The organism is Streptomyces sp. NPDC001920 (genome assembly GCF_053594495.1).
Window position 1 is genome coordinate 66,218 of record NZ_JBSFEP010000003.1, and the last position, 13,051, is coordinate 79,268.

Sequence of the window (13,051 nt, forward strand, 5' to 3'; positions counted from 1 at the left end):
CATCAACTCCTCTGGAGGGGCAGGAAACAGGCGACTTCCTGGCTGGGTTTGCTGGTCAGATCGATCTCGGCCCAGCAGAACTTGCCGTTCTTCGTCGGTTCGGCGTGGTACCGGTCGGCGAGAGCGGCGACGAGGAACAGACCCCGGCCGCCCTCGCTGTCCGCGTCGGGCAGAGCCGGCTGGGGCAGGACCGGGCTCGTGTCGCAGACCTCGATCCGCAGGACGGCCTCGTCGAGACAGACCGCGAGCGAGACGGATCCGGTGCCGGCGTACTGGACCGCGTTGGTGACGAGCTCGCTGACCAGCAGTTCGGCTGTGTGCACCACCTCGGCGCCCAGTCCCGAGCCCCAGCCCGCTATCGCGTCCACGGCCTGGTGCCGGGCCTGGCTTGCTGCGGCGGGCGTCGCGGGTAGGGAAAGAGCGAGCTGGTGCGCTTCCATGAGCGGCCTCCCGGTGTAGGTGGGGCCACACCAAGCAACCAGTCCGTCGCCGTGAGTGGTGAGACCTGACGCGGGCGATGCATGACTTATGCAGGGGCTGCATCACGGCCAACTACGGCTGATCTATGCTCGATTGAGCAGGCAGGATCAGCGACGGCGGAAGGAGCCGTGGCAGATGGCCGACGCGCATGGGGAAGCGAGACGGATCGGAGACCGGATCCGTCGGGCGCGGGTGTTACAGCGGCGTTCACAGCACGGCGTGGCCGCAGCGCTGGGGTATCACCAGTCCAAGGTGAGCCGTCTGGAGAGCGGTCGCGGCACGGAGGACATCCGCGTACTACGCGCCATCGCGCAGGAACTGAACATCCCGCCTCATGAGCTGGGCCTCGCCCCGTCTCAGGACGTCTCCGCCGCCGATCGAGAAGCTGACGACATGCACCGCCGCACCTTCCTCGCCGCGAGCATCGCAGCGCTCGCGGCCCCGGCCGGCTCTTCGGCCTCGCACACCGCCCTCGTCCAGGCCCTCCTGCCCGGTCCCGGCCCTGCGGGCACCGGTGGCCCCCAGGACACGGCCGTCCTGTACGAACGCGTCGGATCAGCACTGAGGCTCTTCCACACCTGCCAATACACGGAGTTGGAGCGCACCCTCCCGAGCCTGATTGCCGACCTGCGACTGGCGGTCGGTGATGCGACGGACGGGGACACGGTGTCCCGGCTCCTGGCCACGGCGTACCAGACGACGACGAGCCTGCTGCTCAAGCAGCACGACCAAGGCAACGCATGGCTCGCCGTCGGCCGGGCGATGGCCGAGGCCGAACGCTCGGGGGATCCGGTGGTCCTCGCCTCCAGCGTCCGTGTCCAGGCCCACGTTCTGGTCCGCGAGAAGCACGCCACAGAGGCCGTCACCCTGGTTCGGCACACCGCTGACCAGCTCACCGGCTCCTACGACCGGCGTTCACCGAAGTACCTCGCCGCTGTGGGACTGCTGCTCCTGCGCGGTGTGACCGCGGCCAGCAGTCGCGGTGACCGCGCGGCCACGAAGGAATTCCTCAGTGAGGCGAAGGAAGTCTCGCGTTACGTCACTCTCGACCGGCCCGACGCCTGGGCCACCTTCAGCCCGACCAATGTCGCCCTGCACGAGCTGAGCGCTCTGGTGGCTTTCGGCGACGCCGGCCTCGCCCTTCAGGCGGCCCGGCCCCTCATGCGTCGGCACATCCCGGTCCCCGAGCGCCGCGCCGCACTATGGGTCGAGGCGGCCCGCGCCTACAGCCAGCAGGGCCGCCTCGCCGACGGCTACCAGGCCCTGCGCATCGCCGAGACCTGTGCCGCCCAGGACATCCGCCGCCCCGATGTCCGCCACCTGGTCGCCGATATGGCCGCCCGCGACCGCCGACGTACCCTGCCGGAACTGCACCACTTCAGCCGCCAACTGGGAGTCCCCGCGTGACCGAACCGACCGCCCCGGACAAGAAGCCCTTCCTGTACGTCGTCGTGTGCGCTGCGGGCGTTGCCCGAGATGTCGGCAAGCTCATCACCGCCGCCCAGGAGGCCAACTGGGACGTCGGCGTCGTCGCCACACCGCAGGGACTCGGCTTCATCGACACCAAGGCGATCGAGGCCCAGACCGGCTACCCCATCCGCTCCGCCTGGCGTTCACCGGGAGACCCGCGCCCACTGCCCCCGGCGGACGCGATCGCCGTCGCTCCCGCCACCTTCAACACGATCAACAAGTGGGCCGCCGGGATCTCCGACACCCTCGCCCTGGGCATCCTGTGCGAGGCGTACGGCATGGACATCCCGACTGTGGTGCTGCCTTACCTGAACTCCGCCCAGGCCGCCCATCCCGCCTACCAGCAGAGCTTGGATCGGCTGCGGGGCATGGGTGTTCTGATCGGCTCATGCGAACCGCACCGGCCGAGGGCTGGCGGCGCGACGGAACGCTTCCGCTGGGACGAAGCGCTGGAGTTGCTGGAGCCTCTGGTCAGCACGGCGCGGTGACGCCCTCCGTCACTCGAAAGCTGGAAGCGGACGAGAGAGGTGTCTTTCCACCCACTGGTGGCCTCGCGGGCGCGAGGCCGCCAGTGCCGGAATTACCGGTGTCGCGCGGGGGCCTCCGCAGGCCCAGGCTGTGACGGGCTCGGCGGTGTCTGGCCAGGCTGTGCCGGTTGTGGTGTCACATACGTGCCGGTTCGCGCGGTTCGTGCTCGATCGCTGCGGGCCTGCCGGGCGGCGAGGCGTTGGATGCGCCAGGTGAGCGTGCTGGCGGTGGAGCGGGCGTCGTCCAGGGTGCGCTGCCGTGCGGCGTGCTGGAGAAGCTGTTCGGGGTCGTGGCCGGCGGTCTCGGCTTCGGTCAGGGCGGCGGCCAGTGCGGGCCAGGCGGGGTCGTCGAGGATCTGCTGGGCGTGATCGGGCAGCATCACGAGGACGCGCTGGGCGTGCCGTTCGATGGTGCGGGCCGGTGGTTGGCGCTGGGCCAGAGCGGCCAGCGGCTCGGCAGCAGCCTGTCGGTAGGCGGCATGCAGGTGGACCAGGGCTTGGTGCGCGGCGGCGACCTGCTGGTCGTGCCGGCGGACCTGGTGCCAGCGCGCTGCGGCGATGACGACGAGGACGGCGATGTCGAGGAACATCGCCAGTCCGGCGCCATCGCGGGTGACTGGCGTGGTGCGCAGGGCGCGGACGGCGCCCCGGAGAGCGCGGGCCTGGTCCTGCTGGGCGCGGATGCGCGAGCGGGTGGCACGTTCGAACGCGGTGGCTGCCTGCTGCAGCTGTGGCCGCAGGTGGTTGGGCGCGAGCAGCGGCAGGATGTCGATGGCTTCGCCAAAGGCCGCGATGTGGGCCTGGGCGGTTGCGTCGTCGCCGTGGTCGAGGTGGTGGGGGATGCGCTCGGCCGCGGCGGTGGCCTGGTGCCAGGGATTGGGCTTGCGTCGGCTGCCCGGCTCGGTGACGGGCGCGACGTCGATGGCGGTGAGGCGTTCGCGAATCTTGGGGTAGGGCAGGTCGGGGGCGAGTTTGGCGCCGGAGAACCAGACGGGTTCACCAGTGGCGTTGGTATCGCCCTCCACGGCGACCTTGTACCCGCGCACGTCACCGGAGGGAAAGTGCTGCACGTCCACAAGGACGCCCTCGACGCCGTCGAGCAGAAGGAGGAACTCCTCCGGGCTGGTGGCGATGGACACTAGCTGGCGGACGGTGGTGCGCAGGCGTTCGCGGGAGGTCTGGGTCTTGCCGACGCGGCGGGCCTTCTCCGTCTCGGCGCGGGTGGGGCGCTTGGCGGCGGTGCGGTCGCCGCGCACGACTTGCTTGAGGCCGTATTCCTTCTCGATGGCCGCGAGTTCCTTGTCCGCGGTCAGGTAGTCGTTCCAGTGGCGGGCGGTGCGCAGGTCGCCACGGACCTTGGTGGCGGCGATGTGGATGTGGTCGTCGGCGTGGCGGACGGCGACCCACCGGCACCCATCTGGATCGCCTTGTGGCGCGATGCCGGTGGCCGCCACAATCCGGTGGGCGATGTCGGCCCACTCGGCGTCGGTGAGGTGCCGGTCGCCGGGCGCGGCACGTACCGAGCAGTGCCACACGTGCCGCTCGGGCGCCCGGCCCAGTCGGCGGGCCTGCTTGACCCGCACGTCGAGGTCAGCCACGAGGCGCTTCTTTGTGGCGTCGAAGTCGTCGGCCCGGCCGGGGTCGGGCGCGAAGCCGTCCCAGGAGGCGACCAGGTGCGGGTCGGTGTGGTCCTTGGCCTTCCTCGTGTCGAACAGATATCGGATCAGACCGGCGGTGCTCTTGCCGCTGCCGATCTTGGCGATCACCAGGCCGCCTTCACGGAGACGGCGTGGTTCATGGTCTGCGCGATGTCGCTGATGGCGCCGCGGACGGCGACCAGGGTGCGTTCGGTCTGGGCGAGGACGATGGCGTCCACAGGGTGTGGATCGCCTCCGGCGTTGAGGCGGTGCGCGATCTGGTTGACGTTGTTGCCGATGCGCGCGACTTCGGCCCGTAGGGCGTCGAGCTTGTCGAGGCAGTCATCGAGCTGGGTGCGCTGCCCGGCCAGGCCCACGGCGAGATCACCGTCGAGGTAGGCCGTGATCACTGCGCCGACGAGGTGGGCGCCGGCGATGCCCATCTTGCGGGCACGGGTAAGGATCCGGGCCTTCTCATCGCTGCTGTAGCGGACATCGACACGTTGCTTGCGCTGGACGCTCTCGCGGGTACGGCGGCGAGCGATGCGACGCAGGGTGACTTCGTCGGCGGGGGCGGCGGGCGACTGTTCGGCTGCGTCGCCGGGCGTTACCTCCTCGGGCACCCCCTGGTGCCCGAGGTCCTCCGCCACCCCCGGGGCGGAGGTGCCTGCGTTGGACCGGCCCTTGGACGGTCCAACGCCATACCTTGCTGCGCTGGTGGCGATGGTCATCATCTGCGTCCGGTCGGTGGCGAGTTCGGGGTGCTGGTCGTGCATTGAGGGGTTCTCCGTGCGGTGTTGGGGGGCGAGGCCGTGTCGCCTAGTGGGCCGCTCGTCCCCGCTCCGGGCTGTGCGGGAACGAGCGGAGGGGGTCGATCGGGGTGGGGCGGCGGCCCTCAGCGCGTGCCGACGGGGGCCGTGTCGGGCTCGGCCTGTCGCTGGCGGGCAGCCCGGTCGAGTTCGGCCTGTACTCGGTCCTTGAGCTGAGTGAGACGGTCCTTGCCGATGCGGTACTCAGCGGCTCGGATGGCCGCCTCGATGTTGCGGCGTGAGGCACGGTCCCCGCGTCCCAGCGGTGCGGTGCGGGCGATGGCGAGGAGTTCGTCGAAGGTGACATCCCGTTCGTGGCCCTCGTCTTTGGAGAGCGGCTTCGGGGCCCGCGGCACGTTGGCGGCTGCCTCCGCCAGGTCTGGGCGCTCGGCCACGTCACGCGAGCTCTGTGCCTCCTTCGGCAGGAAGTCATCGTCTTGCGAACGGGCAGGCCGCATGGCGCTGTGCGTGCCGTTGTGGCTGTGGCCAGAGGAGTTGTGGCCCGGTGTGGCGGCGGCCTCTTCGCGCAGACTCGTGGGGTGGCGGCGGATGACGAGGTCGAGGTGGACCGCGCCGGCCAGGGCGAGCGGAGCTATCGCGGACAGGGCGCCGACGGTGACATCGTCCAGATGGAGCCCGGCGGTGTGTGCCTGCTGGTTGAGGCGGACGGCGTGCAGAGCGTTCGCCCAGATGCTCGTGACGGTGGCGAGACCGACCAGTGCCCAGACGTACAGGCGAGAACGCCAGGGCGCGGTACGGAGGATGAGCAGGGCGGCGACGCCGATGGCGATGAACCCGTCGATCACGAGGGGGAAGGCGTAGGTGAGGACTCCGCGGATGTGGATGGCGACGGCCATCTGCCGCAGGGCGTCGTAGGAGAGGGCGAAGCCGATCGTGCCGACCAGGGCGACCCCGAGGCGGATCGCTACGGTCACTGGCGGCACGGGGGCTTGGGCGGTGCGTGAGGGCAAGCGTGGTACTCCAGGGGGAGACGGGTGCCTAGGCGCGGTGCGGGGTTGCCAGTGGGGAGGGCGGCGGACTCGTCGCACCCGTCGCATGCCTGGTCAGGGCAGGTACGGGAGCCTGGCGTGATACGGGAGGACCCGTCACAGTTGCCGGACCCGTCACGGGGATGACCTGCGGTGCGACGTGTGCGACGGGTGTTTACGGGTGTACGGCCGACCCGTGACGTGTGGTCTCACCGCCGTCGGGTGGCTGCTCCTCGGGGCAGTAGCGGGCCCAGGCATCGGTGAACTGTGCGTGGGTGAATCCCCGGGCCTGCCGTCCGCCTTCGAAGCGGAGGACGGCTGCCTGGATACCGAAGTCCTTCAGCAGGATCCCCAGGTAGCGCGGGGTCAGACCGGTGTTGCGGTACTCCGCCCACGGCGCCTCCTGGTCCTTGAGTAGCTCTTCCAGCAGGTCCCGCGTGCGCACGGTGTCAGGATCGCCGTAGCACGCGAAGACGCGGCGGATGTCCTTCAGCAGGCGTGTCTTCACGTTGGACTCGTCGTCCTGGCCGACCTCGGCGGCACACATGGCCACGCACGCTTCGCGTGCTCGCTCCGGCCAGGAGTCGCCTGCCAGTTCGGCGACGACCACCAGCGGTTCCCAGGTGTCGGCCGCACGGTCCTGCACCGGCATCGGCGGCACCAGGTCGGCTGCGGTGTCCATCAGCGGGCGCAGCCAGGCAGTCAGCCGGTCACGTAGGGCGTGCAGGGCGGGTATGTCGCGGCGGGAGCGGAACTGTTCCACCCGCTCACCTGGCTTGCGCCGCTGCATTCGGATCACCATGGCCCGGTCCATGACCGTGTCCGGCAGGTCCCCGATGCCGGCGAGCGCGGCCATGGCGAAGGTGGGGAACGCCTGCGGCTTGTGCTCCGGCCCGGAGATCCGCAGGGCGGGCCGGTTGCGCTGGTGGCCGGCGTTGAGGAGGCCACGCAGCTCCTCGTTCTTTTCGGCGGCCTTGATGCTGCCGAAGATGGTGTCGGCCTCGTCCACCAGCAGGGTGGGCGGGTCCGCACCGATGGCGCGGAAGACCACCGCCGGGCTGGTGTTGACCGTGATCAGCGGCTCGCGCACAGTCTCGGTGAGCACGTCCAGCAGGCGGGACTTACCGCACCGCTTCGCAGGCCCGACCACGGCGAGGCGAGGTGCGTGCTGGAGGGCGGGCTGGATGTGCGTGGCCGCCACCCACAGCGTGACGGCGGTCAGCGCCTCACTGCTGGGCAGGATCACGTACCGCGCGATGGCTTCCTGCAGCTCGTCCAGTAGCTGTGCGCCTTCTCCGGGCTGCCGTGGCTCGTCGTCCTCCGAGGTCGAGGCTTTCGCGGTGGCGTCCTGGCCCAGGGCGGCGACGGGCGGCCAGGTGGGTATCGAGGATGCGGCGGAGGAGTCGGGGGACGTAGATTCGTCCATAGGCGTTCCTTCCCGGTGGGCCGGACGGGCAAGGCCCGGCCCACCGATTCGATCGTTCAAGGGCGATGGGGGCGGGGACTCTGTGGCTCTCGGCGGTGGCTCGCGGAGAGCCGCTTCGCTGTCCCGGCAGGGCGGCTTCAGGCCGTGAGGTCGTACGCGGACTGGGCGTTCACCCAGGCGTCCACCTCGGACCAGCGGTAGCGGAGGTGGCGGCCGACCTTGTGCACGTTGGGGCCGAGGCCCCGGTACTTCCACTGGTAGAGCGTTTTCACCGGCACCCCGAGATAGGCAGCGACTTCCGCCGGGGTGGCCAACGGGCCGCGCCGGGCAGCGTCGGCGGAGGAAGGGGCGTTCGCGCTGCGGAGAGAGGTATTCGGCACAGGGCTCCTTTTCGGTCTTGGACAGCGTGCCTGGACAACACAGCCACACCGCCAGCGAAGAAGTCCAGCGTTGGTTCTAAAACTCTCCACTAATTCCCTCGGCGTGGCTGGGAGGGGTAATAACCGTAGAGGTGGATCGGCCGTTGACCAAAAAGTTGGCGACTACCTCCTCATCCCTGATCGCCCGGGGGGCACCGACCGGGCCCGTCTCGTCGGTTGGTGCAGGCCGGAGCCTGTCTGGGCAGGTGATCAGGTGAGCTGAAGCAAGCGGTGAGCACATCATCGGTTACCGGCTCAAAACGCCCAAAGTTCACGCGTGACGGCAAGTTAGCACGGCGACTCCCGGAATTACTCGTCCGTGCCTCGTGAATGGGCGAGATAAACGCCACGCCGCCCCACGGTCACCCTGCAACGACTTCTGTAGAGTTTTAGAGCCAACTCTTGCCATAAAGGTCGGCTGCAAGTTACAGCTACCTGTCATGGCAACTCGACCCGTTGAAATAGGCCCCGCCGGCCTCCACGCCGCCCGCGCCATAGAGCGAATACGCATCGCGCGCGGCCTGACCCAGCACCAGCTGGCTGCCCGATGCACCGCGCTGGGCCGCCCGATGTGTAACACAGCCCTCAGCCGCACCGAGCGCGCCCACCGCCGCTGTGACGTCGACGACCTCGTCGCGATCGCCGCCGCCCTCGGCGTCTCGCACGCAGTCCTGCTGCCTCTGGAGACCTCTCCGCTCCGGACCTGGGAGCGCATTCAGGGGGTCCTTCTTGGCTGACGTGTACGACCGCTGGCACAAGTCCCACCCCAAGCCCACCGAGGCCGAGTGCGGTGAACACAAGAGCCGTACGCGGCAGATGGTCCCCACCGCCGATCATGGCGTCGGCAAGCGGTGGCAGGTCCGCTACCGCGATCTGGACGGCCGCCAGCGCAAGGAAAACTTCGACACCAAGGCTGAGGCGGACAACCGGGCCGCTGAGGTCGACGTCGAGATCCGGCGCGGTTCCTACGTCGTGCCAGCCGAGACGAAGCAGACGCTCGGCGCCTACGCACAGAAGTGGTTGGACGCGAACTCCGTCGGTCCGACGACAGCCCTCCGCTACGAGGCAACGGTCCGCAACCACATCGTCGAGCACCTCGGGCGACGCGAGCTTCGTTCCCTCAACCAGCCCTCGGTCATCCAGGGCTGGATCCGCACCCTCCAGGACGCCCGCCTGGAGGTGTCGACGATCGAGGGCATCTTCGACATCCTCTCCAGCATCCTCGGCGCGGCCGTGGAGGATGGGCTCCTGCCGAAGAACCCCTGCAAGGCGAAGTCGGTCAAGCTGCCGACCGCGACCAAGAAGAAGATCATCCCTTGGCCGCTGGAGCGCGTCCGGGCAGTCCTCGCCGGCCTGCCCAAGCGCTTCCAGGCCGGCGGCAAGCTCGCCTTTGGCTGCGGCCTGCGTCAGGGCGAGGTCTTCGGCTTTGCCGTCGAGGACATCGACTTCAAGACCGGCTGGATCCACGTCAACCGCCAGGTACGGCTCGTCGGCACGAAGCCCGTCTTCGCCCTGCCCAAGGGGAACAAGATCCGATCTGTGCCTCTACCGGCCCAGCTTGCTGCCGCCCTCAAGGCCCACACGAAGGAGTTCCCGCCGGTCGAGGTCACCCTGCCGTGGGCCAAGCCGGACGGCGAGCCGAAGACCTTCCGTCTCCTCTTCGTCGACCAGAAGGGGCGGGCCTACAACCGCAGCGTCTTCAACATGGGCGACTGGAAGCGCGCTCTGGCTGCCGCTGGCGTGATCCCTCCCCGCGAGCGCGGTGCGAGGTACCTCCAGGCGGCCCCCGAAGACGGGATGCACGCCCTCCGGCACGCCTACGCCTCCGTGCTCCTGGACGCGGGTGAGAGCATAAAGGCGCTCTCCGAGTACCTCGGCCACTCGGACCCGGGCTTCACGCTCCGGACGTACACGCACTTGCTGCCGTCCAGCGAGACCCGCACCCGCAAGGCGATCGACGACGCCTTCACGGAAACGGAAGCCGAGGCGGAAAACGACGGCGACCCACCCGCAGCCCAGGGCACATCAGCACCCCCAGCAAAACCAATGTGCCCTCAATGTGCCCTGGCCGCCTGACGGCCCTCCCCGGCACCCAAAAGGGCGAGGTCCGAAGACCCCGCCCAACCCGCAAGAAACCCCAGCTCAGAGCCGATCAGGGCCACACCAGGCAGTACGGCTGATGTCCCGCCTCATGCAGTCGATGGCTGAAGTCCTGCCACTCGTGCAGCAGTTGGTACACGTTGAACGCGTCCCGGGGCCCGCCCCGGTCCGGCACCGTCGACCAGATGAACGCGGCCGCGCCGACCGCTTCCTCTCCTATGCCGCGCAGCGGGTCCACGACCGTCATCGGGAGCTTGACCACGGCGTAGTCGGGGTGCAGGACGACGAGTTCCAGCGGCGGCACCTTGTGCAGGGGGACACCCTCGATGCCGGTCAGGACCATCGCGGCCATCGTCTCCGGCTTGATCTTGGTGAACATGCCGTTCATGCCGAGTTCGTCGCCGCCGAGTTCCTCGGGGCGCATCGAGATGGGGACGCGGGCCGCGGTCGCCCCGTCCGGCGCGCCGAAGTACTTGTACGTCACCCCCACCCGACCACCATTCCTGCTCGCCCTCAGCCGATCAACGTGACGGTGGTCGGCCCGCTCTGACTCGTTCGGTACACCCGGCATATCCGGTACTACGTGTCCCTGACGTGGTTCGTTCGAATCCTCCGCGTCGCGCCGGTGCCTTCCCCGCCGGGCACGTCGAGGACCCAGGTCATCAGTCCCCTCGCCCAGTCCGCCACCGCGATGCATATCTCCACCCGACTGCTTTTCTAGGACCCGTGGCCCCCGCCGCGCAACCCGATCATCGTGTCAGTGACCTCCCCCACGGCCGCCCGCCGAAACGTGCGCTGAAACACCTGTCCGCAGGATCTTTTCAGTCCCTGACCACCACACCCCGCATGAGCTGTGTGTATCGCCCCCCAGTCTCGCAGATCGCGGGGGCGGGCCGCTGTGAGACCGGTCGCCGGGCGGTGGCCCGCTGTCGTCACCTTGTGCTGGCCTACCCTGAGGAGGTCACTGGCAACCGGAGTCCGTCAAACGTCGCAGAAGGTCAGAGAAGGTCGGAGTAGTCGCAGGTCATGAGCGAAGCGCCCTCTTCAGGAACGCCCTATCCATACGATGCGCCTGCCTCGCAGGCCCTGTTCGACCGTGCGGCAGCCGTCACGCCGGGCGGCGTGAACAGCCCGGTGCGCGCCTTCCGTGCCGTGGGCGGTACGCCCCGGTTCATGGTGTCCGGCGCCGGTCCCTACCTGACCGACGCCGACGGGCGTGAGTACGTCGACCTCGTCTGTTCCTGGGGCCCCATGATCCTCGGGCACTCCCACCCCGAGGTCGTCGCCGCCGTGCAGGACGCCGTCTCCCGCGGCACCTCCTTCGGTACTCCCGGTGAGGGCGAGGTCGCGCTCGCCGAGGAGATGGTGGACCGGATCGAGCCGTTGGAGCAGGTGCGGCTGGTCTCCAGCGGGACCGAGGCCACCATGTCGGCCATCCGGCTCGCCCGCGGGTTCACCCGGCGGACCAAGGTGATCAAGTTCGCCGGCTGCTACCACGGGCACGTCGACTCGCTGCTCGCCGCGGCCGGGTCGGGGGTCGCCACCTTCGCGCTTCCGGACACCCCCGGCGTCACCGGTGCCCAGGCCGGCGACACCATCGTCCTGCCGTACAACGACCTCGAAGCCGTGCAGGAGGCCTTCCACCGCCACCCCGGTGAGATCGCCTGCGTCATCACCGAGGCCTCGCCCGGCAACATGGGCGTCGTCCCGCCGCTCCCCGGCTTCAACCAGGGACTGAAGGACGCCTGCCGGGAGAACGGCGCGCTCTACATCTCCGACGAGGTCATGACCGGCTTCCGTACCAGCCGAGCCGGGTGGTACGGCGTCGACGGGGTGCGGCCCGACCTCATGACCTTCGGCAAGGTGATGGGAGGCGGCTTCCCGGCCGCCGCGTTCGGCGGTCGCGCCGATGTCATGGCCCACCTCGCGCCCGCCGGGCCCGTCTACCAGGCCGGCACCCTCTCCGGGAACCCGGTCGCCACCGCCGCGGGCCTCGCCCAGCTGCGGCTCCTCGATGAGGCCGCGTACGCCAAGGTCGACGCCGTGTCGGAGACCATCCAGTCCCTCGTCACCGAGGCGCTGACGAAGGAAGGCGTGGCCCACCGGCTGCAGAACGCCTCCAACATGTTCTCCGTCTTCTTCACGGACCGGGCGGTACGGAACTACGAGGACGCCAAGCGGCAGGAGTCCTTCCGCTTCACCGCCTTCTTCCACGCGATGCTGGCCCAGGGCGTCTACCTGCCGCCGTCGTCCTTCGAGTCCTGGTTCGTCTCCACGGCCCACGACGACCGGGCCGTCCAGCGGATCGCCGACGCCCTCCCGGCGGCGGCCCGAGCGGCGGCGGAGGCCACGGCGGCATGAGCAACGACATCGACAAGAACGCCGGCAGCGACAACGGCGTCGAGAAGAACGACGGCGACATCACCGTCGTCCACCTCATGCGGCACGGCGAGGTCGACAACCCGGACGGGCTCCTCTACGGCCGGCTCTCCGGATACCACCTGTCGGAGCTGGGGCGGCAGATGGCCGACCGGGTCGCCGAGCACCTGGCCTCCCGTGACATCACGTACGTCTGCGCCTCCCCGCTGGAGCGGGCGCAGGAGACGGCGACGCCGATCGCCAAGGCGCACGGGCTCGACCTCGCCACCGACGCCCGGCTCATCGAGGCCGACAACGTCTTCCAGGGCAAGACCTTCGGCGTGGGGGACGGCGCACTGCGGCGGCCCGAGAACTGGAAGCACCTGTTCAACCCCTTCAAGCCGTCCTGGGGCGAGCCCTACGTCGACCAGGTCATCCGGATGATGGGCGCGCTGGGCTCCGCCAAGGACGCCGCGCGTGGGCACGAGGCCGTGCTGGTCAGCCATCAGCTGCCGATCTGGATCGTGCGCAGCCATGTCGAGAAGCGGCGGCTGTGGCACGACCCGCGCAAGCGGCAGTGCACGCTCGCGTCCCTGACGACCTTCACCTACCAGGGCGACAGGATCGTCTCCGTCGGCTACACCGAGCCCGCCATCGATCTGGTCCCGGCCCATCTTCGCGCCGGTGCGAAGCCGGCGAAGGGGAAGGGCAAGGCCTTCGGCGCGTAGCACCCGCCGACAGCCCTACGGGCTCCACCGCCCCGAAGACACGTTCGTGACATTGGTGACGAACTATGTACTAGTTGGCGGAACCTCCCCGTTCCTCATGTCCTCTGA

The 13,051-nt window shown here is 69.4% G+C and carries 13 protein-coding genes; 6 read left to right on the top strand and 7 right to left on the bottom strand.

What is annotated here, in order from left to right; translation table 11 throughout:
- Positions 1-2 precede the first annotated feature (2 nt).
- Positions 3-440: an ATP-binding protein gene (locus ACWCPI_RS05535; RefSeq protein WP_094056867.1), complete on the bottom strand. Its 438-nt coding sequence runs from the start codon at positions 438-440 to the stop codon at positions 3-5.
- Positions 441-615: 175 nt separating this feature from the next.
- Between ACWCPI_RS05535 and ACWCPI_RS05540 the strand changes: the two genes are divergently transcribed.
- Both ACWCPI_RS05540 and ACWCPI_RS05545 read left to right on the top strand, forming a co-directional pair.
- Complete coding sequence (locus ACWCPI_RS05540; protein WP_451036885.1) at positions 616-1,887, top strand: helix-turn-helix domain-containing protein; 1,272 nt, start codon at positions 616-618, stop codon at positions 1,885-1,887.
- Complete coding sequence (locus tag ACWCPI_RS05545; RefSeq protein ID WP_094056865.1) at positions 1,884-2,438, top strand: flavoprotein; 555 nt, start codon at positions 1,884-1,886, stop codon at positions 2,436-2,438. The genes ACWCPI_RS05540 and ACWCPI_RS05545 overlap by 4 nt, the downstream gene beginning before the upstream one ends.
- 92 nt (positions 2,439-2,530) lie before the next feature.
- Here the strand turns inward: ACWCPI_RS05545 and ACWCPI_RS05550 are convergent, their stop codons facing one another.
- From ACWCPI_RS05550 to ACWCPI_RS05570, 5 genes are all read right to left on the bottom strand, one after another.
- On the bottom strand, positions 2,531-4,243 hold the full coding sequence (locus ACWCPI_RS05550; RefSeq protein ID WP_451036886.1) for a relaxase/mobilization nuclease domain-containing protein: 1,713 nt from the start codon (positions 4,241-4,243) through the stop codon (positions 2,531-2,533).
- Positions 4,240-4,890 carry a MobC family plasmid mobilization relaxosome protein gene (locus ACWCPI_RS05555; RefSeq protein ID WP_451036887.1) on the bottom strand — a complete coding sequence of 217 codons (651 nt, stop codon included), beginning with the start codon at positions 4,888-4,890 and terminating at the stop codon, positions 4,240-4,242. The genes ACWCPI_RS05550 and ACWCPI_RS05555 overlap by 4 nt, the downstream gene beginning before the upstream one ends.
- A gap of 119 nt (positions 4,891-5,009) precedes the next feature.
- On the bottom strand, positions 5,010-5,867 hold the full coding sequence (locus tag ACWCPI_RS05560; protein WP_058083974.1) for a DUF2637 domain-containing protein: 858 nt from the start codon (positions 5,865-5,867) through the stop codon (positions 5,010-5,012).
- Between the two features lie 220 nt (positions 5,868-6,087).
- Positions 6,088-7,338, bottom strand: coding sequence for a DUF3631 domain-containing protein (locus ACWCPI_RS05565; RefSeq protein ID WP_451036888.1), 1,251 nt, complete (start codon positions 7,336-7,338; stop codon positions 6,088-6,090).
- A gap of 137 nt (positions 7,339-7,475) precedes the next feature.
- Positions 7,476-7,718, bottom strand: a complete 243-nt coding sequence (locus ACWCPI_RS05570) for a helix-turn-helix transcriptional regulator (protein WP_094056861.1) — start codon at positions 7,716-7,718, stop codon at positions 7,476-7,478.
- A gap of 479 nt (positions 7,719-8,197) precedes the next feature.
- Between ACWCPI_RS05570 and ACWCPI_RS05575 the strand changes: the two genes are divergently transcribed.
- Both ACWCPI_RS05575 and ACWCPI_RS05580 read left to right on the top strand, forming a co-directional pair.
- On the top strand, positions 8,198-8,494 hold the full coding sequence (locus ACWCPI_RS05575) for a helix-turn-helix domain-containing protein (protein WP_390682967.1): 297 nt from the start codon (positions 8,198-8,200) through the stop codon (positions 8,492-8,494).
- Position 8,495: 1 nt separating this feature from the next.
- Positions 8,496-9,833, top strand: a complete 1,338-nt coding sequence (locus ACWCPI_RS05580) for a tyrosine-type recombinase/integrase (RefSeq protein ID WP_058081476.1) — start codon at positions 8,496-8,498, stop codon at positions 9,831-9,833.
- Positions 9,834-9,909: 76 nt separating this feature from the next.
- Here ACWCPI_RS05580 and ACWCPI_RS05585 read toward each other — a convergent pair whose 3' ends face one another.
- Positions 9,910-10,554 (bottom strand): hypothetical protein, encoded by a 645-nt coding sequence (locus tag ACWCPI_RS05585; protein ID WP_388809978.1) that lies wholly within the window; start codon positions 10,552-10,554, stop codon positions 9,910-9,912.
- 329 nt (positions 10,555-10,883) lie between these two features.
- Here ACWCPI_RS05585 and hemL point away from each other — a divergent pair, with 329 nt between their 5' ends.
- Positions 10,884-12,218 carry a glutamate-1-semialdehyde 2,1-aminomutase gene (hemL, locus tag ACWCPI_RS05590; RefSeq protein WP_451036889.1) on the top strand — a complete coding sequence of 445 codons (1,335 nt, stop codon included), beginning with the start codon at positions 10,884-10,886 and terminating at the stop codon, positions 12,216-12,218.
- Positions 12,215-12,943 (top strand): histidine phosphatase family protein, encoded by a 729-nt coding sequence (locus ACWCPI_RS05595; protein ID WP_451036890.1) that lies wholly within the window; start codon positions 12,215-12,217, stop codon positions 12,941-12,943. The genes hemL and ACWCPI_RS05595 overlap by 4 nt, the downstream gene beginning before the upstream one ends.
- The last annotated feature ends 108 nt before the right edge of the window (positions 12,944-13,051 follow it).

Coding starts and splice junctions, on each gene's coding strand:
- ACWCPI_RS05585 (WP_388809978.1), bottom strand. CDS start 10,554: ATGCATCGCGGTGGCGGACTGGGCGAGGGGACTGATGACCTGGGTCCT.
- ACWCPI_RS05575 (WP_390682967.1), top strand. CDS start 8,198: ATGGCAACTCGACCCGTTGAAATAGGCCCCGCCGGCCTCCACGCCGCC.
- ACWCPI_RS05555 (WP_451036887.1), bottom strand. CDS start 4,890: ATGCACGACCAGCACCCCGAACTCGCCACCGACCGGACGCAGATGATG.
- ACWCPI_RS05595 (WP_451036890.1), top strand. CDS start 12,215: ATGAGCAACGACATCGACAAGAACGCCGGCAGCGACAACGGCGTCGAG.
- hemL (WP_451036889.1), top strand. CDS start 10,884: ATGAGCGAAGCGCCCTCTTCAGGAACGCCCTATCCATACGATGCGCCT.
- ACWCPI_RS05565 (WP_451036888.1), bottom strand. CDS start 7,338: ATGGACGAATCTACGTCCCCCGACTCCTCCGCCGCATCCTCGATACCC.
- ACWCPI_RS05535 (WP_094056867.1), bottom strand. CDS start 440: ATGGAAGCGCACCAGCTCGCTCTTTCCCTACCCGCGACGCCCGCCGCA.
- ACWCPI_RS05540 (WP_451036885.1), top strand. CDS start 616: ATGGCCGACGCGCATGGGGAAGCGAGACGGATCGGAGACCGGATCCGT.